A 22,483-nucleotide genomic window follows, 5' to 3' on the forward strand; every position below is an offset into this window, starting at 1 on the left:
GGACAAGGAGTCCGGGGAGGACTCCATCCGTCATGCTTTGGGCGGAATCTCGGCATTGCGCGCTTTGGGGGGTCTGGATGACTCCTGATCGCCCCTGTGACTGATCGTCACAGAGGTGTGACTGTCCGCTATGGCATGGTCCATCGGCTTCCGTCGCTGATGGACACCTGGGAGGGCAATTCCATCGGTTTGGCCTACGCGGTTGGACAGATGGTGTAGTTGTAGTGCCGAGGACAAGCCGTTCGTCCTATAACCGACTCGACCCGCACACGCCATTTCGGGCAACGCGGGTCAAGGTGCAGAATTTAGAGGAAAGAACCGAGAAGGTTCGGTTCTCCCGAGGAGGCCGCTCATGACCGCTCGCACCCCTGATGCCGAGCCGCTGCTGACCCCGGCTGAGGTCGCCACGATGTTCCGTGTGGACCCCAAGACGGTCACGCGGTGGGCGAAGGCCGGCAAGCTCACTTCGATTCGCACGCTCGGCGGACACCGCCGTTACCGCGAGGCGGAGGTCCGTGCACTGCTCGCGGGCATTCCGCAGCAGCGCAGCGAAGCCTGACCAACTGAATAAGGGCACGACGGCCAGTCCCCCAACCGGCCACGGTGCCCGACAGCACAGCTCCAAGCGACGCGGGTTCTGCCCCAACAGGGCCCACGCCCAAGGCTTTTGAACCAACTTGAACAGGGTGCGTCGTAGATCGCGCTGGACTCCGCCGGGTCCAGCGCGATCTTTTTTGTGCCTGGTCGTGGGTCCGTGCGCGGCCGGTGGGCCCTGGGCGCGAGGTTCTGTGAGGGACCTTGTCGGAGTCTGGGGAGGGGTGTCGGATCTCCTGTGGAACCATCCCTCGTAGGGGTGCAATTGCACATATTAAATTGACCAGTTGTAGGTGAGTCGTAAGTTCCGACGTTTCAAAAACTTATGCGGTGACACCCGTCACATACCAGATGGCTTGTTGCCTCTGACCCATGTGCGCTAAGGGGTTCCGGTCTCCGGATCGTCCTCCGGTTCCCGTGGCGGAGGGGCGTCCAGGGCCAGCCGCTGCAGGCGGTGGCAGATCGGGCAGTGCCGGGTCACATGGCGGTAGGAGCTGGCGGCCGACAGATGCGCGCGGAGCAACGCCCGCGTCTCGTGCCTGACCGAAGCCGCCATGTGCCACCTCCGTGGCCCTGTGCGGAACGGGGCCTGGTTTCTGAGTACCGGGAGGGTGGGCGGGCGTCAAGAGAGCCGTAGCGGCCATGAGGGCACCGGCACACACGAAAGCCCGGGTCCGAAGACCCGGGCTCTTGTTTGATCTACTGCGGTCCTGACGGGATTTGAACCCGCGGCCTCCACCTTGACAGGGTGGCGAGCACTCCAAGCTGCTCCACAGGACCTTGATTCGCGGCGCTTGATGGTGCGTTGTGCCGCGAGATGAGACTGTACAGGAGGGGGGCCCGCCTGGTCGAACTCACTCGGTGTGCAGGCGTTGTTACGGTGCGGCCGCGTCGATCGCCTTCACGATCCGCTTGTCGGAGACCGGGTACGCCGTGCCCAACGCGTGGGCGAAATAGCTGACCCGGAGCTCCTCGATCATCCAGCGGATGTCCCGGACGGAGGACGGAACCGGGCGGCCCTGCGGGAGTTGCTCCAGCAGCCACGCGTACTCGTCCTGCATCTCGTGGACCTTCTCCATGCGGGTGGTGTCCCGCTGGACCCCGGTCGGCATCTGCTGGAGACGACGGTCCGCGGCCACCAGGTAGCGCATCAGGTCGGGCAGCCGGCGTATCCCCGCCGCCGTGACGAACCCCGGCTTCACGAGGGCGTCCAGCTGGGTGCGTACGTCCGCGAGGTTCGGCAGGAGCGCCGGGCTGTTCGCCGCCTTCAGACGGCGCTCACAGGCCTGCCAGGCGGCCAGCACCTGTTGGACCTGGCTCACCGCGCGGACCGTCGTGTCGACGATCTCGGCGCGCACCTTCTCGTAGAGCTTCCGGTACGACTCCTCGTCCCACGCCGGGCCGCCGAAGTCGCCGATCAGCTTGTCCGCCGCCGCCAGCGCGCAGTCGTCGAACAGTGCCTGGATCGAACCGTGCGGATTCGCGGACAGGGCCAGCTTCTGCGCGTTGGTGAGCTTCTCGGACGCGAACTTCGCCGGATTCACCGGGATGTTGCGCACGATGAGCCGCCGCGTGCCCTTCCACATCGCCTCCGCCTGCTCCTCCTCCGTGTCGAAGAGCCGTACGGAGACGGTGTCGCCGTCGTCCACGAGTGCCGGGTACGCCTTCACCGGCTGGCCGGCCCTGCGGGTCTCGAAGACGCGGGTGAGCGTGCCGATCGTCCAGTCGGTCAGGCCCTTGCGCTCCAGGGACTCGCCGCCCTCGCGCTCGGCCGTCGCCGCGGCCGCCTGCGAGATGGCCTGGCGCGCCTTCGGCTTCAGGCGGACCTTCAGCGCCTCCAGGTCCTTGTCCTCGGCGATCTTGCGGCGCCGTTCGTCCACGATCCGGAAGGTGATGAGGAGGTGGTCGGGGACCTTCGACCAGTCGAAGTCCTCGGGGGTGAAGGGGACTCCGACCATGCGCTTCAGTTCGCGCGCCATCGTCGTCGTCAAGGACTCCTGCAGGGGGGTCGCCGTCGCCAGGAAGCGCTGCGCGAAGTTCGGCGCCGGGACGTAGTTGCGGCGGATCGGCTTCGGGAGGGAGCGGATCAGTTCCGTCACCACCTCCTCCCGCAACCCCGGGATCTGCCAGTCGAAGCCCTCGTCCGTCACCTGGTTCAGGACCTGGAGCGGGATGTGGACCGTGACGCCGTCGGCGTCCGCGCCCGGCTCGAACTGGTACGTCACCCGGAACTTGAGCCGGCCCTGGTGCCAGGAGTCCGGATAGTCGGCCTTGCTGATGTCGCCCGCGCGCTCGTTGATGAGCATCGAGCGCTCGAAGTCGAGGAGTTCGGGCTCCTCGTGCCGCTTGTGCTTCCACCAGGAGTCGAAGTGGGCGCCGGACACGACGTGTTCGGGCACCCGCTGGTCGTAGAAGTCGTAGAGCGTCTCGTCGTCGACCAGGATGTCCCGGCGGCGGGCGCGATGCTCCAACTCCTCTACCTCGGTGAGGAGTCTGCGGTTGTCGGCGAAGAACTTGTGGTGCGTGCGCCAGTCGCCCTCGACGAGTGCGTTGCGGATGAAGAGTTCGCGGCTCGCCTCCGGGTCGATGCGGCCGTAGTTCACCTTGCGCTGGGCGATGATCGGGACGCCGTAGAGCGTGACCTTCTCGAAGGCCATCACGGCTGCCTGGTCCTTCTCCCAGTGCGGTTCGCTGTACGTCCGCTTCAAGAGGTGGCCGGCGAGGGGCTCGACCCACTCGGGCTCGATCTTGGCGTTGACGCGGGCCCACAGGCGGGACGTCTCCACCAGTTCCGCCGACATGACGAAACGCGGGGTCTTCTTGAAGAGGGCCGAGCCGGGGAAGATCGCGAACTTGGCGCTGCGGGCGCCGAGATACTCGTTCTTCGCGCCGTCCTTCACGTCCTTCATGCCGATGTGCGAGAGCAGTCCGGCGAGGAGGGAGACGTGGACGCTGTGCTCGGCCGCGTCCTCCTCGTTGAACTGGATGCCCATCTGCTTGGCCACCGTGCGGAGTTGGCTGTAGATGTCCTGCCACTCGCGGATGCGGAGGAAGTTCAGGTACTCCTGCTTGCACATGCGACGGAACGCGGACGAGCCGCGCTCCTTCTGCTGCTCGCGGATGTACCGCCACATGTTCAGGAACGCGAGGAAGTCGCTCGACTCGTCCCGGAAGCGGGCGTGTTGCTGGTCCGCCTGCGTCTGCTTGTCCGCCGGGCGTTCGCGCGGGTCCTGGATGGAGAGCGCGGCGGCGATCACCATGACCTCGCGGACACAGCCGTTCTTGTCGGCCTCCAGGACCATGCGGGCCAGGCGTGGGTCGACCGGGAGCTGGGCGAGCTTGCGGCCCGTCTGGGTGAGCCGGCGGCGCGGGTCCTTCTCGCCCGGGTCCAACGCGCCCAGTTCCTGGAGGAGTTGGACGCCGTCGCGGATGTTGCGGTGGTCCGGCGGGTCGATGAACGGGAACCTCTCGATGTCACCGAGACCGGCCGCGGTCATCTGCAGGATCACGGAGGCGAGGTTCGTCCGCAGGATCTCGGCGTCGGTGAACTCCGGGCGGGCCTCGAAGTCCTCCTCCGAGTACAGCCGGATACAGATGCCGTCCGACGTACGGCCGCAACGACCCTTGCGCTGATTGGCACTTGCCTGGCTGACCGCCTCGATCGGCAGCCGCTGCACCTTCGTCCGGTGGCTGTAGCGGCTGATCCGGGCGAAGCCGGGGTCGATGACGTACTTGATGCCCGGGACGGTGAGGGAGGTCTCGGCGACGTTGGTCGCCAGAACGATCCTTCGGCCCGTGTGCTGCTGGAACACCCGGTGCTGCTCGGCGTGCGAGAGGCGGGCGTAGAGGGGCAGGACCTCGGTGAACCGGTAGTTCTTCTTCGTCAGCGCGTCCGCCGTGTCGCGGATCTCCCGCTCGCCGGACAGGAAGACGAGGATGTCGCCCTTGCCCTCGCCCTGAAGCTCCTCCACGGCGTCACAGATCGCGGTGATCTGGTCGCGGTCGGAGTCCTCGGACTCGTCTTCGAGGAGGGGGCGGTAGCGGACCTCGACCGGATACGTCCGGCCGCTCACCTCGATGATCGGAGCCTCGCCGAAGTGCCGGGAGAAACGCTCCGGGTCGATGGTCGCCGAGGTGATGACGACCTTCAAGTCCGGGCGCTTGGGCAGCAGTTGGGCGAGGTAGCCGAGCAGGAAGTCGATGTTGAGGGATCGCTCGTGGGCCTCGTCGATGATGATCGTGTCGTAGGCGCGCAGTTCGCGGTCGGTCTGGATCTCGGCGAGCAGGATGCCGTCCGTCATCAGCTTGATGAACGTCGATTCCTGGTTCACCTGGTCCGTGAAGCGGACCTTCCAGCCGACGGCCTCGCCGAGCGGGGTGTTCATCTCCTCGGCCACGCGCTCCGCCACCGTGCGGGCGGCGATCCGGCGGGGCTGGGTGTGGCCGATCATGCCGCGGACACCGCGGCCGAGTTCGAGACAGATCTTCGGGATCTGGGTCGTCTTGCCGGAACCGGTCTCGCCCGCCACGATCACGACCTGGTGATCGCGGATCGCGGCCGCGATGTCGTCCTTCTTCTGGCTGACCGGCAGCTGCTCCGGATACGAGATCGCCGGGATGCGGGTGCGCCGGGCGGCCATCCGCTCCTCGCCGCGCGCGACCTCGGTCTCGATCTCGGCGAGTACGGCGGCGCGGGCCTCCGGCTTGCGGATCTTGCGCGCGCCTTCGAGCCTGCGCCCGAGCCGGTGCGCGTCGCGCAGGGTCAGCTCGGTCAGGCGGGGGGCGAGGTCGCCGAGGGCGGGGGCGGAGGAGCCGGGCGCGGAGGCGGGGTGCGTAGACATACGCCGTCCAGGATCTCACCTCGGCGAAATTCCTGGCGAATGAATTGTCCCGGGTTGATTGTCCGGGGTGGGTGCCGTTGTCGGACGGGCTGGCTATTGCTGGCCTGTGCCTGCGTCTGCGCCTGATCCGGTGTCGGCGGCCTGTTGGCGTTCGGCGTCCTGCTGCCGGCCCGCCTCCTTGGACATCGACTGCGCCGTATTCGATACGGCCTTGATGCCCAGGTACGCCGTCGTCAGCCCCGCCATCGCCGTGAACGCCGAGGTCAGGACGCCCACGATCACCGCGCGGTCGCCGTCCAGCTGCCATACGCCGAAGATCGCCACCGCGGTGATCGCGAGGTTGCTGCCCACCACGGCGAGCAGTCCGTACCGCGCCCGTATCTTCTCCAGGTCGGTGTCCTGGCCCATCGCGCCCCACCCCGTGTTCATCCGGTCCGGTCACGACGAAAGCCCCGTCCCGGTGGGACAGGGCTTTCGATCCGGTGGCTGGGGCCGGGGTCGAACCGGCGACCTATCGCTTTTCAGGCGATCGCTCGTACCAACTGAGCTACCCAGCCACGAGATTCCTTGCGGAACCTCAGCGGTCCTGACGGGATTTGAACCCGCGGCCTCCACCTTGACAGGGTGGCGAGCACTCCAAGCTGCTCCACAGGACCTTGCTGTCGCGTGCGAACCGGCGGAAGCCAGTGTCGCACACGGTGTTGCGTGCCCCCAACGGGATTCGAACCCGTGCTACCGCCTTGAAAGGGCGGCGTCCTAGGCCGCTAGACGATGAGGGCTATCGGCCCGCCTGGGCGCTTCTCAGCGCGTCGGGGACGTGAGAAGCATATGGGATGGCGGGAGGTATCGCCAAAACGGTTTACGAGGCCGATGGAGAGAGGCGCGGGGAGGGGGTCCGGGGCGTACTCGGAGACCCACTTGAGGACTGACTTGGGGACTGGCCGGGGGACTCGCTCGGGGTCGGACTCGGTGACTGGGCCGCGCCCGGCAGGTTCTCCTTCGGGAGATGGCGGCTCACCTCGGCCGTCGTCAGGCCCAGGCCGCCGAGTTTGATCTCGTCCCATGCCTGGAGGCGGTGGGTGTCGCGGTCGACGTAGAGGATCGACGCCTCGATGGGGTCGGGGTACTTGCCCTCGACCGCGCGCAGGCCGCTGCCGCCCGTCGAGCCCTCGATGCGCAGGCGCGTGCCGTGCGGCATGACCTCGGTGCCCTCGTGGTGGAGGTGGCCGGCCAGGACCAGCGGGACCTCGCCGTCCGTCTGGCGGGCCGCCGACGGTTCGTGGACCAGGGCGATGTCGACCGGGGTGCCGGCGGTCTGCTGGTCGCGGAGGGCGGAGGCGAGCTGGTCGCCGGCGAGTTCCTCGGCGTTGTTGCCGCCGGGGGCGGTCGAGCGGTCCGGGGTGAACTGGGGGTCGCCGATGCCCGCGAAGCGCAGGCCCGCGACCGTCTCCGCGCGGCCCTCGTCCAGGACGTGCACGTTCTTCATCCGCTCCAGGTAGCGCTGGGTGGCGAGGGAGTCGTGGTTGCCCCTGACCCAGACGTAGGGGACGCCCAGGTCGGCGATCGGGTCGAGGAAGCCGTTCTCGGCCGTGGTGCCGTGGTCCATGGTGTCGCCGGTGTCGACGATCACGTTCACCTTGTACTGCTCCACCAGCGACGCGATGATCTTCCAGCTCGCGGGGTTCAGATGGATGTCCGAGACGTGCAGGACGCGGATCGTGGACGGGTCCGGCTGGTACGCGGGGAGCGTCGACGTGACGTCGTAGAGCTTGGTCACGTTCGTCACCAGGCGGGCCAACTCCTGCTGGTAGACGTCGAATTCGGTGACGATGTTGCGCGCGTTGCCGACCAGGGACGGGGCCGAGGAGAGCAGGCCCGAGAACTTCGGTTCCAGGATCGACTTGGGGTTCCAGGTCGCGAACGCCGTCGCTCCGCACGCGGCGAGGAGGGTGAGCGCCAGGCCGCCGGCCGCGAGGGCCCGGCGGGGGCGGCGGTAGATCGCCAGCCCGAGGGTCGTGGCACCCAGGACTACGGCCGTGCAGGACCGTACGGCCAGGTCGAGCGTGCCGTGTTCGACGTCACGGGCGACCTCGTCCTGGAGACCCGAGATGCGCTCGGGGTGGTCGACGAGGGCCTGGGAGCGCTCGGGGTCGAGCTGGTCGACGTTGACGTCCAGGCGGACGGGGGCGTGATGGCTGTCCAGGGACAGGGCGCCGAGCGGGGACACGTTGATCTTCGTGCCGCCGGTGAGGGACGGGCGCAGGGTCATGGTCGTGTTCATGGGCCCGACCTGGGCCCGTACGTTGCCCACGATCAGCAGCCCGAGCCAGGCCCCCACGATGACGACCATGACGAGGCCGAGAGCGCGGGTCCAGGGGTGCGGCTGCGGGACGAGTTCGACGGTGGGGCGGGGACGGCGGGCGCGGTACTGACGGATCAGGGCGTGCTGGGCTCGGCGGAGGCGGTTCAGGGCTGCGACGGGGACGCGGGCCATTGGTCCCGTATGCCCAGGGGTGGGGGCAGGTATGCGGGTGGGCCAAGCCCCTGTTCGGGGAAGCCGGCGGTGGCTGATGGGCACGGGGGCGCTCGCGCCCCGAAAGGGGCGCGGGGAACTGCGCGCCCAGCCCCCACCGGCGCGCAGCCGAGGAACCACCCACCCAGCGCCCAGCCCCCACCGGCGCGCAGCCAAAGAACCGCCTACTCAGCGGAGCGTCTAGCCCCAGCCCAGTTCGTGCAGCCGCTCGTCCTCGATGCCGAAGTGGTGGGCGACTTCGTGGACGACCGTGACGGCGACCTCGTGCACGACGTCCTCCGTGGTCGCGCAGTAGCGCAGGGTCGGACCCATGTAGATCGAGATCCGGTCGGGGAGGACCCCGGCGTACCACTCGCCGCGTTCCGTGAGGGGTGTGCCCTCGTAGAGGCCGAGGAGTTCGGGGTCGGACGGGTCGGGTTCGTCCTCGACGAACACGGCCACGTTGTCCATGACCCGCGTCAGCTCCGGCGGGATCCGGTCCAGGGCCTCGCTCACCAGCTCTTCGAACGCCTCGCGTGTCATTTCCAGCACACGCCCATTGTCGGGGACGAACGCCGGTTCGGGGCGGCGGTCACGGGCGCAGGTCGGGGATCAGGGCGGCCACGCGCTCCATCTGCTCGCGCTGGGCGGGCAGGTCCAGGGCGGCCGGGCGGATCACCAGGTGCCGGGCGCCTGCGGTGACGTACTGGTTCAGACGTTCGGTGACCTGCTCGGCGGGGCCCGCCACGACGGCCTGGATCTTCGCCAGTTCCGGGAGGGGCATGCCGTAGGTGGCGCGGACGTAGTCGTCCGTCGCCCGCTGTGCGTAGTCCGGGTTCTCGTCGATTCGTACGGTGACGAAGAGTGCCGGGGTGATCGCCTCGGGCGTGCGGCCCGCGTCCGTTGCCGCCCGGTGGATGTCGTGCAGGCCGGTCGCGTAGTCGGCGGGGTCTGGCGGGTAGGGGAGCCAGCCGTCGTAGAGGCGGCCGGTGCGGGTGCGGGCCGTGGGGGTGGTGCCGGCGAGCCAGATGGGTGGGCCGGCGGGGCGGTGGGGCCGTAGGGCGGGCGGGAGGTCGGGGACGTCGTGGAACTCGCCGTGGAAGGAGTCGGCGCCCTGCCACAGGGCCCGCCACAGCGCGACCGTCTCGTCCAGGCGGGCGAAGCGGCGGGGCCAGGGGACCTCCGAGAGGGCGTAGAAGGGGCGGCCGAAGCGGCCGGGGTAGCCCGCGCCGACCGCCAGGGTGAGGCGCCCGCCGGAGAGGAGGTCGATCGAGGCGAGGGACTGGGCGGCCTGGACCGGGCGGCGCAGGAAGGGGAGCAGGGCGCCGGTGCCGAGGGTTGCGGTGGTGGTTGCCGGGGCCAGGGCGGCGAGCAGCGTCAGGGCTTCGATGCGTGGGGTGATCAGGGAGTCGTTGACGAAGAGGGAGGTGAAGCCGAGGTGTTCGGCGGTGCGGGCGAGGGTGATCAGGTCGCGCGGGTCGTCGTCCTTGGCCCATTGGGCGGTTCCGGTCGGGAGCAGTACGCCGATGTCCATGCGGTCGATGGTGGGTGGGGGTGGGTATCGGCTCAATTCCCTGTGGGGAATGGCCGGTTGGAGTGGTGGGTCGTAGAAATGGGGCGTGGACTTCTGTCGGGTGTTGCGTGAGCGCCGTACGGATCGCCGGTTCAGTCAGCTGGAGTTGGCGCTGCGGGCCGGGACCACGCAGCGGCATGTGAGTTTCGTCGAGTCGGGGCGGTCGGTGCCGGGGCGGGAGTTGGTCGTGCGGCTGGCGGAGGCGCTCGAACTGCCGTTGCGGGAGCGGAACGAGCTGTTGCTGGCCGCCGGGTACGCGCCGGTGTACGCGGAGAGTTCGCTGGACGGGCCGGTGCTGGCTCCGGTGCGGGAGGCGATCGGGCACATCCTGCGGGGGCATCTGCCGTATCCCGCGGTGGTGGTGGACCGGGGTGGCCAACTGGTCGCCGCCAACAGCGCGTTCGGGGTGATCACCGAGGGGGCCGCGGCCGGGCTGCTGGGGCCGGGGGCGAATGTGTACCGACTGGCCCTGCATCCCGACGGGTTGGCGCCCCGGATCCTCAACCTCGCGGAGTGGGCTCGGCACATCCTGGCGCGGCTGGGGCAGTTGGCGGAGTTGCGGGCCGAGCTTGCCGGGTATGTGCCCGAACTCGGTCCGAGGGAAGGGGCGTTGGGGTTCGCGGTGCCGTTGCGGCTGCGGTCGTCGTACGGGGAGCTGCGGCTGATGACGACCGTGACGACCTTCGCCACCGCCGTGGACGTGACCCTCGCCGAGCTGAAACTGGAGGCGTTTCTGCCGGCCGACGCGGCCACGGCGGAGGCGCTGGCTGCCGCGGCGGGGGATCAGGCTCCGGGGAACATGTAGTCGGTGCGGATACGGCCGTCGGGGTCGAGCACGAGCAACTCCAGTCCCCCGCCCACGACTTCGCCGCTGCCGACCGCCACCGTGTCCCAGCCGAACCGGACCACGCCGTCGAGGCGTACGGCGTCGGCGCGCGGCCGGAAGGTCAACTCGCCCTTCGCGACGAACCGTTGGTAGCCGCGCGTGACGCGGGTCTCGATGGCGTCGTGTCCCTCGGCCCGCAGCGTCGGGTGGTCGAAGCCGAGGTCCGCGGCGATCTCGCGGATCTCGGCGGGCGGTTGGAGGACGTGCGTGCCGTCCGCCGCCCAGAGGCTCTCGATCGCCGCCCTGCGTCGGGCGGCGTCCGGTTCGGTCCACTGGGCGATGTAGCGCTCGGCCAGGTGCTGGGGGTCGGTCTCGGTCATCCGTGGCTCCTGAAGGGCTCGCTGCGGGGCGGTCGGTTCGCGGTCGATCGTGCGGCTGGCGTCAGGAGGGGGCAATTCCCGGTCAGGAATGGGCGACACGGGCGGGCGCGCGTGTCTTCCGGTGGGCGGCGGGAGTTGAGAGGGGGACTCCCTTTTTCCGCCCTCGGAGGTGGCCCCGTGCGCCCCATGTACGTACCCGTCCGTCTGGCCGCAGCGGTCGCCGTCGTCGCCGCTGCCGCCGGCTGCATGAGCGTGGGCGACGACGCGGGCGGCGGTGCCAAGCCCTCGCACTCCGCCGGGCAGCACGCCGGCGAGGCACCCGACGGCGGTTCGGGAGTGCCCGGGGGCGACCTCGGGTTCGGCGGCTCGGGGGGTGACGGAAAACACGGGCACGGGAAGCCGAAGCCCGGGGAGTCCGCCTCGGGTTCGGCCTCGCCGTCCGCGCCGGGCGGTGCGGCGAGCCCGACCGCCACCAAGGCACCCAGACCCGGCACGAGTCCGAAGCCGGGTGAGCCGACGACGGCCGCGCCGCAGCCGACCCCGACGCGGACTCCGCCGCCCCCGGACCCTTCGCCGAGCCCGCAGTCGCCCTCCGCCCAGCCGACCGTCGCGGAACCCTCGTCCTCCGCGCACGAGGACCCCGTACCGCAGCTCGTCGACCGTGAACCGGCGCCGGCGGCCGGATCACCGGCGTAGGAGCTGGTTGTGACGCACGTCAATCGAGGTCGGTTTGCCTCAGGGGGTGGTGGGTGCGTATGGTGGTAGATCGTTTGATCCCATTGCCCGGCGCCACTGCAGAGCGCGCCGTGTGGCGCGTACTCTCCCTTGCCGTGGCGGACCGCATTGAGGCGGTCGATAGCGAATCACGGAGTTGACGGGCGCGTGCCGACGGATACTCCGGAAGGTTTCGCATTCGCATGTCCATTTCCAGTACTGATCACATCGTCATGCCCGAGAACGAGGGCACCGAAGACGTCGAGACGACCGTAGAGGCCACCACCGAGGCGGCTCCCGAGGTCACCTTCGCGTCCCTCGGTCTCCCCGAGGGCATCGTGCGCAAGCTCGCGCAGAACGGTGTGACAGCCCCCTTCCCGATCCAGGCGGCGACCATCCCGGACGCCCTGGCCGGCAAGGACATCCTCGGCCGTGGCCGCACCGGCTCCGGCAAGACCCTCTCGTTCGGTCTGCCGCTGCTCGCGACGCTGTCCGGCGGCCGCACCGAGAAGAAGCGCCCGCGCGGCATCATCCTCACCCCGACCCGCGAGCTGGCGATGCAGGTGGCGGACGCCCTGCAGCCCTACGGCGACGTCCTCGGCCTGAAGATGAAGGTCGTCTGCGGCGGTACGTCGATGGGCAACCAGATCTACGCCCTGGAGCGCGGCGTCGACGTCCTCGTCGCCACCCCGGGCCGCCTCCGCGACATCATCAACCGCGGCGCCTGCTCCCTCGAAGACGTGCGCATCGCCGTCCTCGACGAGGCCGACCAGATGTCCGACCTGGGCTTCCTGCCCGAGGTCACCGAGCTGCTCGACCAGATCCCGGCCGGCGGCCAGCGCATGCTGTTCTCCGCGACCATGGAGAACGAGATCTCCACGCTGGTCAAGCGCTACCTCAAGAACGAGGTCACGCACGAGGTCGACAGCGCGCAGGGCAACGTCACGACGATGTCCCACCACATCCTCATCGTGAAGCCCAAGGACAAGGCGCCGGTCACCGCCGCGATCGCCTCCCGCAAGGGCCGCACGATCATCTTCGTCCGCACCCAGCTGGGCGCCGACCGCATCGCCGAGCAGCTGCGCGAGTCCGGCGTGAAGGCCGACGCGCTGCACGGCGGCATGACGCAGGGCGCCCGTACGCGGACGCTGGCGGACTTCAAGGAGGGCTACGTCAACGCGCTCGTCGCGACCGACGTCGCCGCCCGCGGTATCCACGTCGACGGCATCGACCTGGTCCTGAACGTGGACCCGGCCGGCGACCACAAGGACTACCTGCACCGCGCGGGCCGCACGGCGCGTGCCGGTCGTACAGGCACCGTCGTCTCCCTCTCCCTGCCGCACCAGCGGCGCCAGATCTTCCGGCTGATGGAGGACGCGGGCGTCGACGCCGGGCGGCACATCATCAACACCGGTACGGCCTTCGAGCCCGAGGTCGCCGAGATCACCGGCGCCCGTTCGATGACCGAGGTCCAGGCCCAGTCGGCGGGCGACGCCGCCCAGCAGGCCGAGCGTGAGGTCGTCCAGCTCACCAAGGAGCTGGAGCGCGCCACGCGCCGCGCCGCCGAGCTCCGCGAGGAGTCGGACCGCCTGATCGCCCGTGCCGCGCGTGAGCGGGGCGACGACCCCGAGGCCGCGGTCGCCGAGGCCGCAGCCGTCGTGGAGGCGGCCGCCGAGGCCGTCGCCGCGGAGCCCGCGCCGGTGCGCGAGGAGTCCTCTTCCTACGACCGTCCGCGCCAGCAGCGTGACGACCGCGGCAACTACGAGCGCCGTGACCGTCGTGACGACCGGGGCGGCGACCGCGGTGGCCGTTCCTTCGAGCGTCGTGACGAGCGCCCCTCGGGTGGCTTCCGCCGTGACGACCGTGGCGGCTTCCGCCGTGACGACCGTCCCTCGGGCGGCTTCCGTCGCGACGACCGCGGTGGCAACGACCGTGGCGGCGACCGTGGTGGTTTCCGTCGCGACGACCGTCCCTCGGGCGGCTTCAACAACGACCGTCGTGACGGCGACCGCGGTGGCCGTTCTTTCGACCGGCGTGACGAGCGCCCCTCGGGTGGCTTCCGCCGTGACGACCGTGGCGGCAACGACCGCCGTGACGGCGACCGTGGCGGCCGTTCTTTCGAGCGTCGTGACGACCGTCCGTCCGGTGGCTTCCGCCGCGACGACCGTGGCGGCAACGACCGTCCCGCGTCCGGCGGTTACCGTCGCGACGACCGTCCCGCGACCGGTCACCGGGGCAGCGACCGCCCGTTCAACCGTGACCGCCAGGGCGACCGCCCCGGCTTCCGCGCCGGCGGCCACGACCGCCCGGGCCACCGCGGCACGACCGGCACGGGCACCGGCACCGGTTCCTTCGGCCGCCGCGACGACAAGCCCCGCTGGAAGCGCAACGGCTGACACCGAGTGAGCTGAGGAAGGGCCCGTACGACATGGTCGTACGGGCCCTTTCGTATGCCACGGAAACCCCGGTGGCCCCAGGACCGCTCACTGATACGCTCCCGTGGCCCGCTCAGGGCATGCACATTTCATACACAGGTATGGGTCGAGGGGCCGGGGGGTTCCGTGAAGGGCCGCACATTCGTACGGCGCCGAGGGCTCGGGGGTGCGGCGCTGGTCGCCGTTCTCGCGCTCGCGGCGGGTTCACTGGGGGTTGCCGGGGCGGAGGGGACGGCCGCGGCCGCCGGTACGGGTGAGACCGTGCTGGACTCCGCGATCAGGACCAACCCGCGCAACGCCGTGCTGGAGGGGTACGGCGACACCGGTCTGCTCTCGCAGCCGGAGGGCACCGCCCACCAGCAGTGGACCGACTACGCGACGGGACAGTCCCGGGACGTGACCGAACTCGCCCCATGGGACGGCATCCAGGGCCCCCTCGGACTGGCGCAGTCCGACACGGCGTACGAACTGCTGACCACGGGCAGTCCCTACGTCGTCCGGTTCCACGACCTAGGCACGGGCGCGGACCGGGGCACGGTCACCGTGCCCAGCGGCCTGAGGTGGGGCGGCCCGGCGGGTGTGACGGTCGTCGCGTACGAGGGCACCGGCACCGATGTGCGCGCGGTGCACCTGCTGAGGCCGACGGCCGACGGCGGTACCTCCGACGCGTCGGTGACGGGCTTCCCCGAGGGCGCGAAGATCCTGACGGTGACTGCCAGGGACGCCCGCTCCCTGCTGCTGCGCTACCGCATGCCGACGGACGACCCCAAGGTCTTCCTCGACCAGCTCGCGCTCGTCGACGTCCGGGACGGGACCCTCACCAAGATCTTCGACCCGTACCCGGCCACGTCCGCCAGGACCCCCTTCCTCAGCCACGACTACGTGGGCTGGTGGTACCCGGGGGCCGGCGCCCGCCTGGTGCGCCGGGACGACCCGGCCGGCCCGGTGACCCAGGTCCCCGGCGCCCCCACGGTCGGCAAGGTCTCGCTCTCCGTCCTCGGGGACCAGGTCGTGGCGGTCGACAACGAGACCCGTGAGCTGCTGACCATGCCGCTGACCGGGGGCACCTGGCGGCAGCTGTTCCCCGCGATGGACGGTTTCCTCCGGGAGGCGCCCGACGGGTCGCTCATCGTCGAGGCGGGCTCGGGCCCGCAGGACTGGGGCGTCCAGCGCCTCACCGAGTCGTCCGAGGGCGAGGTGGTGGCCCGGGAGATCATCGACCTGCCGCCGGTGCCCGCGCCCGTCGACGGACTGACCCTGGCCGGCGGCACGCTCACGTACACCGATCAGACCGCGTCTCCGTCGTACGACGTCATGTGGAACTCGCGTACGGTGTCGGCGAGTTCACCCCCGCAGGCCGGACCGGTGCGCCAGGCCGGCGGCTGGGTCAAGCCGTGCGGCGCCGCGTACGCCTGCGTCCACTCCTTCGGCCTGACGGACGGATCGGTCGTCTACGACGACGGCCCCGACGCGACCGGAACGATCCACCACCGCACCTCCGCCGGCCTGACGGACAGCGTCTCCTTCGACGGCGCCCAGGTCGTGACGGCGGACGGCCCGTACACGGTGATCTCCGGCACCGTGCACAAGCAGTACGTCTACGACTGGACGCATCACCAGGTCGTCGCCACGCGCACGGCGACCACCGCCACGCTCCGGGACGGTCAGCTGTGGACCACCGCGTCCGCCGCCGGACATCTGACGATGACCCGGCTCGGCTCCACCGCACCGGCCGTGGACGTCAACATCGGCTCCGCCTGCACGCCCAACGAGCTTCAGGTGTACGCCCGTTGGATCTACTGGACCTGTGCGACCCAGGGCAAGGCGGGCGTGTTCGACCGCTCCCGGGGACGCTCGGTGGCCGTACCGGCCGGTGACGCCCTGCTGGCCGACGGCTTCGTGATCCGGCACGACACCGCCCGCGGCAAGCTGGTCCGCACCGACGTCAGCTCCGGCAAGGCGGTCACCGCCGACGTGGCAGCCCTGCCCGCGACAGCCAACCTCGACGTGCGCGCGGGCGGTTCGGACCGGCGTATCCGCTGGACGCTGGACCCGTACACCAACCGTCTGGTCTACGTGGACTCCGCCGAGCGCATCCACCTCCTGACCGCCGGCACACCCGCCGCACCGGTCCGCCGGGACCACGTCGGCCGGGACGGCATCGCCGACCTGCTCACCCTCGACTCCTCGGGGGCCCTGTCCTTCCAACAGGGCACGGGGACGGGCACGTTCACCGGAAAGGTCAGCGGCACCGGCTGGCCGACGACCGTGAAGGCGGTCCCCTTCGGCGACCTGAGCGGAGACCGCTGCAACGACGTTCTGGTCAAGCTGAGCAGCGGGGCGTTGCGCGCGTACAACCCGGCCTGCGGTACGGCGCCGAAGCCGACGACGTCGTACACGTCCCTGGGCACGAGCGGCTGGAACCAGTACGACGTGCTGACCGCGCCCGGTGACATCAGTGGTGACGGCCGCCCGGATCTGATCGCGCGGGCGGCCTCGTCCGGCACCGTGTACCTCTACAAGGGGACGAGCGCGGGCAAGCTGTCGGCGCGGGTGAAGCTGTACGCCGACTGGAAGACGTACAAGAAGGTGGTCGGCGTGGGCGACCTCAACGGCGACGGCATCGGCGACCTGATCGCGCAGGACAAGTCGAACACCGTGTACCGCTACTACGGCACCGGCAAGGGCACGTTCGGGGCCCGGGCGAAACTGTTCACCGCGTGGGGCGGGTCGTACAACGCGGTGGTCGGGGTCGGGGACATCACCGGGGACGGGAAGGCGGACCTGGTGGAGCGGGACTCGGCCGGGGTGCTGTACCGCAACAGCGGCGACGGGAAGGGGTCGTTCGGGGCGCGGGTGAAGATCGCGACCGGATGGCAGGGCTACAAGGGCATTTTTTAGCCACATCGAGTCCTTATCGATTCCTTAAGTGGCGCATGTCACGCCCCCGGCGAGGGAATCGCTGGGGGCATGACAGATGACGCCATAGCGAGTGGGCTGTCAAAGGGAGATCACTCCGATCAATCCGGTCTCTCCGACGAAGAACGGCTTGCCCAACTCGGCTACACGCAGGTTCTCGCCCGCCGCATGTCGGCGTTCTCCAACTACGCGGTCTCCTTCACGATCATCTCGGTCCTGTCGGGCTGCCTGACGCTGTATCTGTTCGGCATGAACACGGGCGGCCCGGCCGTGATCATGTGGGGCTGGGTGGCGGTCGGCCTGATGACCCTCTTCGTCGGCCTGTCGATGGCCGAGATCTGCTCGGCCTACCCGACGTCGGCGGGCCTGTACTTCTGGGCCCACCGCCTGGCGCCCCCGCGCTCGGCGGCGGCCTGGGCGTGGTTCACGGGCTGGTTCAACGTCCTCGGCCAGGTCGCCGTGACCGCCGGCATCGACTTCGGGGCGGCGTCGTTCCTGGGCGCGTACCTGAACCTGCAGTTCGACTTCAAGGTGACGCCGGGCAGGACGGTGCTGCTGTTCGCCGGAATCCTGATCCTGCACGGCCTGCTGAACACCTTCGGCGTGAAGATCGTCGCCCTCCTCAACAACGTGAGCGTGTGGTGGCACGTGCTGGGGGTGGGCGTGATCGTAGGAGCGCTCGCCTTCGTCCCCGACCACCACCAGTCGACGACGTTCGTCTTCACGAAGTTCGTGAACAACACGGGCTGGGGCAGCGGGGTCTACGTGGTCCTGCTGGGCCTGCTCATGGCGCAGTACACCTTCACCGGCTACGACGCCTCGGCCCACATGACGGAGGAGACCCACGACGCGTCGACGGCCGGCCCGAAGGGCATCGTCCGCTCCATCTGGACGTCCTGGATAGCCGGCTTCGTGCTGCTCCTGGGCTTCACGTACGCGATCCAGTCCTACGACAAGGAGTTGGGCTCGGCGACGGGGGCACCCCCGGCGCAGATCCTGCTGGACGCGCTGGGCGCGACGGCGGGGAAGCTGCTGCTCCTGGTCGTGATCGGCGCGCAGTTGTTCTGCGGGATGGCGTCGGTGACGGCCAACAGCCGCATGATCTACGCCTTTTCACGCGACGGCGCGCTCCCGTTCTCCCGCGTCTGGCACACGGTGAGCCCGCGCACGCGGACACCGGTGGCGGCGGTGTGGCTGGCGGCGGCGGGCGCGTTGGTGCTCGGCCTCCCCTACCTGATCAATGTCACGGCGTACGCGGCGGTGACGTCGATCGCGGTGATCGGCCTGTACATCGCGTACGTCATCCCGACGTTGCTGCGGCTGGGCAAGGGGGACGACTTCCAGCGCGGGCCGTGGCATCTGGGCCGGTGGTCGCGGCTGATCGGCACGGTGTCGGTGGTGTGGGTGATCGTGATCACCGTCCTGTTCATGCTGCCGCAGGTGTCACCGGTCACGTGGGAGTCCTTCAACTACGCGCCGGTGGCGGTCCTGGTCGTCCTGGGCTTCGCGGCGGCCTGGTGGTTCGCCTCGGCCCGGGAGTGGTTCCTGAACCCGGAACACGTACGAACGAAGGCGCGAGAGGCGGCACGGGCCGGGGCGCCCGAACCGGTTGATCCGTAACACTCCGGACCCACCCGGCCGTCTTCCTCCCGTCCGGCGCGGCCGTGTCCCCGATACCCGATCGGAGACACGGCCACCTCCCGCTATGCTCGGGGAGGCAACATCGCGAGGACCCTTAGCTCAATTGGCAGAGCAGTGGACTTTTAATCCATTGGTTGTGGGTTCGAGTCCCACAGGGTCTACCGGCGGTGGGCGGGGGTTAAGGCCTCTGACCTGCTGTGCAGCGTCTGATTCGACTTTGGTCGGGTTGGGCGCTGCTTTGGTTTCGGGGCCGGCGTGCGTGAGCGTGCACGGTGCTGGCCTGGCGTCACGGTCGTATGTGGAGCCTTGGGGCGAGCAGTTCCAGCACTTCTTCCCGGGGCCAGCGGTCGGCCCCGCCGCCGGCCTTCGGCCGGTGAGGCTCGTACGACCCGATCAGGACGCCCATCTCGCGCAGCCGCTCCAAACTCTGGCGGACTGTGGGCGCGGGTGGTCTCCAGCCAGAGCGCGGCCCGGTGCGACCACACACCAAGAGAACGCGTCACCGCGCTTCAGGCCGCTCGCAGAGCAGACCGAGCCCCTCTCTGACAGCCGTGTCTCGTTCCCCGGCCCGTGGCCCGTGAACCAGGTACTGACAGCCGCTCCTCCTGCGCCTGTCGCTGTTCGAGGCTGGTTGCCTCTCTTTCGAACGCGCGAAAGTCTGTGTTTGTCAGAGTAGACATTGCCCCTGAGGCGTGGTTAAGGTTCTCTCGTAGCTCAGAGAGACAGTAGGGCCTGGCAGACACGAACTGCCGGGCGGCAGTACACGCGAGTGCAGTTCGCAGGACGGTGCGGTGGTGGAGTTTCGAAGCCAGAGCGGTTGCAGGACGGCGACGGGGCTGACGACCGGACCGGGTGGCCCGCGGTGATCAGGGGCCGCCGTGAGCGGGACCCAGCAGTACCCCACTTGTCAGCAGTTGATCCCAGAGGGAAGAACGGAGGAGCCGAGCGCCATCAGGATCGCCCGGGCCGACATCTTGAACCCGGGTACCGCAGGACATCGATAGTGAGGTGGTCTCCGGTCAAGCAACCGCGATCCCAGCAGCCCCGGCAGCATGCCGGTCGGGTCTGCGGAAACAGAGGGTCGGCGCAGTACGAGAGCCGACAGATGGTGTAGCAGTTCCTTCGGGGCCTTGGTGCCGTACGGCACCAAGGCCCCTCGACGCGTTCCACAGAGAGGTGCAAATGACAGCAGACGACTCGTTCGGCCGTATCGACGACGACGATTACCCCGCTTACACGATGGGCGGAGCCGCCGAACTGCTCGGCACCACGCAGGGCTTCCTCCGTGCTCTCGGCGAAGCCCGCCTGATCACGCCGCTCCGCTCCGCCGGCGGCCACCGCCGCTACTCCCGCTACCAGCTGCGCATCGCCGCCCGCGCCCGGGAACTCGTCGACCACGGGACCCCCATCGAGGCCGCCTGCCGCATCATCATCCTCGAAGACCAGCTCGAAGAAGCCCGGCGCATCAACGAAGAACACCGCAACGCCGCCAACTCGCAGGGCGCGGCGGACGCCTGACCCGCCGACGGGGACGCCGACCGCGGGATTCCCGGGGCGGCCTCACCCAGCGCTCGACAGAATGGCGGCGGCCTGCCCCGCTCGGCGGTGCGAGGCGCGCCGGGCTCCGGCGATGTCATCGGCGGAGCCCTTTCGCGTGTCGACCGTGTCCTTGGCTGCTGCTGCCGTCCTCGCCCGCTGCGGTTCGGGGCGGTCAGGCGGTCCGGGTGAGTTCGGCGCGGCCGAACAGCAGCGCGTATCCGGTCGGGAGCTGGGTGAGGATGCGGTCCAGGAGGCCGGGTCCGGCCAGCTGGCCGACGACGGCGAGCACGGCTCCGGTGTCCCAACGGGCGGTCGCGGGGGTGGCGCCGGTGCGAGCGGCCAGGTCCTTGACGAAGCCCCAGCCGGTGAGTGGTTGGGGAGCGGGGATCTGGCCCGTGAGGTCGAGTGCGGCCTCTACGGGGAGGCAGGCGGCGAGGTCGACGCGTTCGTCGCCGGTGAGCTGGCGGCCCAGGGCCTCCAGCACGGCGCGCGTGACGTCCTCGGCCCGCTCCCGGGTGGGATACGCACCCTCGTAGCGGATTCTTTCCAGCATCTGGTGAAACGTCATGCCGGGCCGGGCAGGGGTCGGTTCACGCAGCGGAAGCATGGGGAAGTGGTCGCCTTTCTCGTGTGAAGGGGGTGTCGCGCCGGCCGGCCTCGCCGACCGTGTGGGCGGGGCGATCGGTACGGGTTCAGGTGTGCTCGATGTGGGTGTTCCGGTGTGCTCGGGGCGGCCGAAGAGGAGGTCGTAGCCCGTGGGGAGCTGTCGTAGCCCGGGGGGAGCTGGAGCAGGATGCGGCGGGTGAGTTCATCGCCCGCCGCGTCGGCGGTCACACTCGGTACGGCGCCGACGTCCCAGGCGGCGGTCTATTCGGTGGCTCCCTCGATCCGTGCCGCGGTCGCCCGCAGGAACCGCTCGGGCGGGAGTGGCTCGGTCGCCCGCGGGGGGTTGAGGAGAACCAGGGCGAAGGTTTCCGGGAGCCGGGCGGCCGGCTCGGCCCGGACCTCGCCCACCAGATGCGGGCCCAGCGGCGCGAGAACGGTGCGCGCGGCCCGCTCGGCTTCCTGGGGTGCGGTTGTACTCGCCGCGTTCCCGCACGTGGTCGAGGAATGCCTCCCAGCGCATGGCCACCCTTGCCTCTTCTGCGTCGTCGTGCGAGGGAGGCGGCGCGGAGGACGGGAGGTGAGGGGGAGATCGATGCCCGTCCTCCGCCGTCGGTGCGGTCGAGGGGACTGGCTCCTCAGCCGCTGATCTGCCGGGGCTCGGCCTGGCCGCCGATGGTGATCCGGCGGGGCTTGGCGCGTTCGGCGATCGGGATCCGCAGGGTCAGCACCCCTGCTTCGTAGTCAGCCGTGATGCGCTCGGTGTCCAGAGTGTCGGCCAGCACCAGCTGACGGGAGAAGACGCCCAGAGGCCGCTCGGAGAGCTCCATCTGCACGTCGTCGGCCTTGGCGACCGGGCGGCGCTCGGCCTTGACGGTGAGCATGTTCCGCTCGACATCGACGTCGATCGCGTCCTTCGCCACACCCGGCAGGTCGAGGGCGATCACGTACTCCTCGCCCTCGCGGTAGGCGTCCATCGGCATCGCCGAGGGCCTGGACCAGGTACCGGTCACACCCGTCAACTGCTGGGCGAGCCGGTCGAGTTCGCGGAACGGGTCGGTGCGCATCAACATCGCGAAAACACCTCCACAGGTCTGGCAGGAACTGCCAATGCGCTTCGTCTGACACCGTTGTAACATGTCATCCAAACGATGACAAGCTCAGAGTCGTCCTTTGGATGACACGCACTCCGGGAGGATCTTCGTGCCCACTTCCCCCGAGCCCCGTGACCCCACCTCGTTCTTCGCCGCCGCGGCAGCGCTGAACACGATCGACGAGGCCGTTCGCACCGCCCAGAACACGCACACCCCACCACCCGCCGAGGGCGGGCACGCCAGTTCCGAGGAGGCCCTGGCCGCCCTGCTCATGCTGCGCGAACTGCGCGAGCAGCTCGCGGGGTGGGAACCCGGACTCATCGAGGCGGCCCGTGCGGCGGGCTCCAGCTGGGCCGACCTCGCCCACCCTCTGGGCGTCGCCAGCCGCCAGGCCGCCGAACGCCGCTACCTGCGCGTACGCCCCGGCACCCCCGGCACCACCGGCGAACAGCGCGTGCAAGCGACCCGCAGCCGTCGCGCCGCCGATCGCACCCTGACCGCCTGGGCCCGCACCAACGCCGCCGACCTGCGCCAGCTCGCCGGCCAGATCACCGCCCTCACCGACCTTCCCGCCCAGGCCCGCACACCCCTGGCCCGCCTCGCCGAAGCCCTCGCCGACAACGACACCGCCAGCCTCATCGACCCGCTCACCGACACCCATACACACCTCAAGGCCAACCACCCCGACCTCGCGGACCGCATCGACACCATCACTCATCTCGCCGACCGACTCCGCCAAGGCGGCAGCGACCACCGCTGAACCACCCCCACGATGGTCAGCAGCGATATACCGGCAGTGCCGGATGTGTCAG

Annotated in this window: 17 protein-coding genes, 5 tRNA genes and 2 pseudogenes; 9 read left to right on the forward strand and 15 right to left on the reverse strand. The window is 69.8% G+C overall.

Going from position 1 to position 22,483, the window contains the following annotated elements:
* The first annotated feature begins 352 nt into the window (after window positions 1-352).
* The gene (gene bldC / locus ACIBK4_RS43755) at window positions 353-559 is read left to right on the forward strand and encodes a developmental transcriptional regulator BldC (RefSeq protein ID WP_003949541.1); all 207 of its coding nucleotides are present in this window, start codon (window positions 353-355) and stop codon (window positions 557-559) included.
* A 414-nt stretch (window positions 560-973) separates the two neighbouring features.
* Here the strand turns inward: bldC and ACIBK4_RS43760 are convergent, their stop codons facing one another.
* The 10 genes from ACIBK4_RS43760 to ACIBK4_RS43805 all read right to left on the reverse strand — a co-directional run bounded on the left by ACIBK4_RS43760 (window position 974) and on the right by ACIBK4_RS43805 (window position 9,481).
* Window positions 974-1,150 (reverse strand): DUF6274 family protein, encoded by a 177-nt coding sequence (locus ACIBK4_RS43760; RefSeq protein ID WP_399004557.1) that lies wholly within the window; start codon window positions 1,148-1,150, stop codon window positions 974-976.
* Window positions 1,151-1,299: 149 nt separating this feature from the next.
* A tRNA-Asp gene (locus ACIBK4_RS43765) sits at window positions 1,300-1,374 on the reverse strand.
* Between the two features lie 95 nt (window positions 1,375-1,469).
* Window positions 1,470-5,435, reverse strand: a complete 3,966-nt coding sequence (gene hrpA, locus ACIBK4_RS43770; RefSeq protein ID WP_399004559.1) for an ATP-dependent RNA helicase HrpA — start codon at window positions 5,433-5,435, stop codon at window positions 1,470-1,472.
* Between the two features lie 93 nt (window positions 5,436-5,528).
* Window positions 5,529-5,843 (reverse strand): hypothetical protein, encoded by a 315-nt coding sequence (locus ACIBK4_RS43775; protein WP_399004561.1) that lies wholly within the window; start codon window positions 5,841-5,843, stop codon window positions 5,529-5,531.
* A 75-nt stretch (window positions 5,844-5,918) separates the two neighbouring features.
* Window positions 5,919-5,992: transfer RNA gene (locus ACIBK4_RS43780), tRNA-Phe, on the reverse strand.
* Window positions 5,993-6,016: 24 nt separating this feature from the next.
* A tRNA-Asp gene (locus tag ACIBK4_RS43785) sits at window positions 6,017-6,091 on the reverse strand.
* 50 nt (window positions 6,092-6,141) lie between these two features.
* Window positions 6,142-6,214 (reverse strand) — tRNA-Glu (locus ACIBK4_RS43790).
* Between the two features lie 80 nt (window positions 6,215-6,294).
* Window positions 6,295-7,929, reverse strand: a complete 1,635-nt coding sequence (locus ACIBK4_RS43795; protein ID WP_399004563.1) for a metallophosphoesterase — start codon at window positions 7,927-7,929, stop codon at window positions 6,295-6,297.
* 219 nt (window positions 7,930-8,148) lie between these two features.
* Entirely contained in the window at window positions 8,149-8,499 is a 351-nt protein-coding gene (locus tag ACIBK4_RS43800) for a metallopeptidase family protein (protein WP_033285124.1), read from the reverse strand.
* Between the two features lie 40 nt (window positions 8,500-8,539).
* Window positions 8,540-9,481: an LLM class flavin-dependent oxidoreductase gene (locus tag ACIBK4_RS43805; RefSeq protein WP_399004565.1), complete on the reverse strand. Its 942-nt coding sequence runs from the start codon at window positions 9,479-9,481 to the stop codon at window positions 8,540-8,542.
* Between the two features lie 85 nt (window positions 9,482-9,566).
* Here ACIBK4_RS43805 and ACIBK4_RS43810 point away from each other — a divergent pair, with 85 nt between their 5' ends.
* The gene (locus ACIBK4_RS43810; RefSeq protein ID WP_399004567.1) at window positions 9,567-10,325 is read left to right on the forward strand and encodes a helix-turn-helix domain-containing protein; all 759 of its coding nucleotides are present in this window, start codon (window positions 9,567-9,569) and stop codon (window positions 10,323-10,325) included.
* Here ACIBK4_RS43810 and ACIBK4_RS43815 read toward each other — a convergent pair.
* Complete coding sequence (locus ACIBK4_RS43815) at window positions 10,304-10,726, reverse strand: hypothetical protein (RefSeq protein ID WP_399004569.1); 423 nt, start codon at window positions 10,724-10,726, stop codon at window positions 10,304-10,306. The genes ACIBK4_RS43810 and ACIBK4_RS43815 overlap by 22 nt on opposite strands.
* A 186-nt stretch (window positions 10,727-10,912) precedes the next feature.
* Here ACIBK4_RS43815 and ACIBK4_RS43820 point away from each other — a divergent pair, with 186 nt between their 5' ends.
* The 5 genes from ACIBK4_RS43820 (at window position 10,913) to ACIBK4_RS43840 (ending at window position 18,596) form a co-directional block, all read left to right on the forward strand.
* Window positions 10,913-11,422 (forward strand): hypothetical protein, encoded by a 510-nt coding sequence (locus tag ACIBK4_RS43820; protein ID WP_399004571.1) that lies wholly within the window; start codon window positions 10,913-10,915, stop codon window positions 11,420-11,422.
* A gap of 221 nt (window positions 11,423-11,643) precedes the next feature.
* A complete protein-coding gene (locus ACIBK4_RS43825) occupies window positions 11,644-13,836 on the forward strand; it encodes a DEAD/DEAH box helicase (protein ID WP_399004573.1) in 2,193 nt (730 codons plus the stop codon).
* Window positions 13,837-14,001: 165 nt separating this feature from the next.
* Window positions 14,002-16,776, forward strand: a complete 2,775-nt coding sequence (locus tag ACIBK4_RS43830) for an FG-GAP repeat domain-containing protein (RefSeq protein ID WP_399004575.1) — start codon at window positions 14,002-14,004, stop codon at window positions 16,774-16,776.
* A gap of 69 nt (window positions 16,777-16,845) precedes the next feature.
* Window positions 16,846-18,414, forward strand: a complete 1,569-nt coding sequence (locus ACIBK4_RS43835; protein ID WP_399004577.1) for an amino acid permease — start codon at window positions 16,846-16,848, stop codon at window positions 18,412-18,414.
* Window positions 18,415-18,523: 109 nt separating this feature from the next.
* Window positions 18,524-18,596, forward strand: a tRNA-Lys gene (locus ACIBK4_RS43840).
* 125 nt (window positions 18,597-18,721) lie between these two features.
* Here the strand turns inward: ACIBK4_RS43840 and ACIBK4_RS43845 are convergent.
* Window positions 18,722-18,877 (reverse strand): annotated as a pseudogene (locus ACIBK4_RS43845) (flavoprotein); the annotation flags it as partial.
* 740 nt (window positions 18,878-19,617) lie between these two features.
* Between ACIBK4_RS43845 and ACIBK4_RS43850 the strand changes: the two are divergent.
* Window positions 19,618-19,953 carry a MerR family transcriptional regulator gene (locus tag ACIBK4_RS43850; protein WP_399004579.1) on the forward strand — a complete coding sequence of 112 codons (336 nt, stop codon included), beginning with the start codon at window positions 19,618-19,620 and terminating at the stop codon, window positions 19,951-19,953.
* 193 nt (window positions 19,954-20,146) lie between these two features.
* Here the strand turns inward: ACIBK4_RS43850 and ACIBK4_RS43855 are convergent, their stop codons facing one another.
* The 3 genes and pseudogenes from ACIBK4_RS43855 to ACIBK4_RS43865 all read right to left on the reverse strand — a co-directional run bounded on the left by ACIBK4_RS43855 (window position 20,147) and on the right by ACIBK4_RS43865 (window position 21,650).
* Window positions 20,147-20,581, reverse strand: a complete 435-nt coding sequence (locus ACIBK4_RS43855; protein ID WP_399004581.1) for a DUF2267 domain-containing protein — start codon at window positions 20,579-20,581, stop codon at window positions 20,147-20,149.
* A gap of 158 nt (window positions 20,582-20,739) precedes the next feature.
* A pseudogene (locus ACIBK4_RS43860) lies at window positions 20,740-21,106 on the reverse strand (DUF2267 domain-containing protein); the annotation flags it as partial.
* A gap of 109 nt (window positions 21,107-21,215) precedes the next feature.
* Entirely contained in the window at window positions 21,216-21,650 is a 435-nt protein-coding gene (locus ACIBK4_RS43865) for an Hsp20/alpha crystallin family protein (protein ID WP_399004583.1), read from the reverse strand.
* A 130-nt stretch (window positions 21,651-21,780) separates the two neighbouring features.
* On the opposite strand from ACIBK4_RS43865, the gene ACIBK4_RS43870 reads away from it, so the two are divergent.
* Window positions 21,781-22,431 carry a type III effector protein gene (locus tag ACIBK4_RS43870; protein ID WP_399004585.1) on the forward strand — a complete coding sequence of 217 codons (651 nt, stop codon included), beginning with the start codon at window positions 21,781-21,783 and terminating at the stop codon, window positions 22,429-22,431.
* The last annotated feature ends 52 nt before the right edge of the window (window positions 22,432-22,483 follow it).

Origin of the sequence: Streptomyces sp. NPDC050528 (assembly GCF_044457795.1) — a bacterium.
Classification (GTDB): domain Bacteria; phylum Actinomycetota; class Actinomycetes; order Streptomycetales; family Streptomycetaceae; genus Streptomyces.

Bases quoted from the DNA above. Each gene is read 5' to 3' on its own strand.
- ACIBK4_RS43775 (WP_399004561.1), bottom strand. From the start codon at position 5,843: ATGGGCCAGGACACCGACCTGGAGAAGATACGGGCGCGGTACGGACTG.
- ACIBK4_RS43820 (WP_399004571.1), top strand. From the start codon at position 10,913: ATGTACGTACCCGTCCGTCTGGCCGCAGCGGTCGCCGTCGTCGCCGCT.
- ACIBK4_RS43815 (WP_399004569.1), bottom strand. From the start codon at position 10,726: ATGACCGAGACCGACCCCCAGCACCTGGCCGAGCGCTACATCGCCCAG.
- ACIBK4_RS43835 (WP_399004577.1), top strand. From the start codon at position 16,846: ATGACAGATGACGCCATAGCGAGTGGGCTGTCAAAGGGAGATCACTCC.
- bldC (WP_003949541.1), top strand. From the start codon at position 353: ATGACCGCTCGCACCCCTGATGCCGAGCCGCTGCTGACCCCGGCTGAG.
- ACIBK4_RS43760 (WP_399004557.1), bottom strand. From the start codon at position 1,150: ATGGCGGCTTCGGTCAGGCACGAGACGCGGGCGTTGCTCCGCGCGCAT.
- ACIBK4_RS43795 (WP_399004563.1), bottom strand. From the start codon at position 7,929: ATGGCCCGCGTCCCCGTCGCAGCCCTGAACCGCCTCCGCCGAGCCCAG.
- ACIBK4_RS43855 (WP_399004581.1), bottom strand. From the start codon at position 20,581: ATGCTTCCGCTGCGTGAACCGACCCCTGCCCGGCCCGGCATGACGTTT.
- ACIBK4_RS43805 (WP_399004565.1), bottom strand. From the start codon at position 9,481: ATGGACATCGGCGTACTGCTCCCGACCGGAACCGCCCAATGGGCCAAG.
- ACIBK4_RS43865 (WP_399004583.1), bottom strand. From the start codon at position 21,650: ATGTTGATGCGCACCGACCCGTTCCGCGAACTCGACCGGCTCGCCCAG.
- ACIBK4_RS43850 (WP_399004579.1), top strand. From the start codon at position 19,618: ATGACAGCAGACGACTCGTTCGGCCGTATCGACGACGACGATTACCCC.
- hrpA (WP_399004559.1), bottom strand. From the start codon at position 5,435: ATGTCTACGCACCCCGCCTCCGCGCCCGGCTCCTCCGCCCCCGCCCTC.
- ACIBK4_RS43825 (WP_399004573.1), top strand. From the start codon at position 11,644: ATGTCCATTTCCAGTACTGATCACATCGTCATGCCCGAGAACGAGGGC.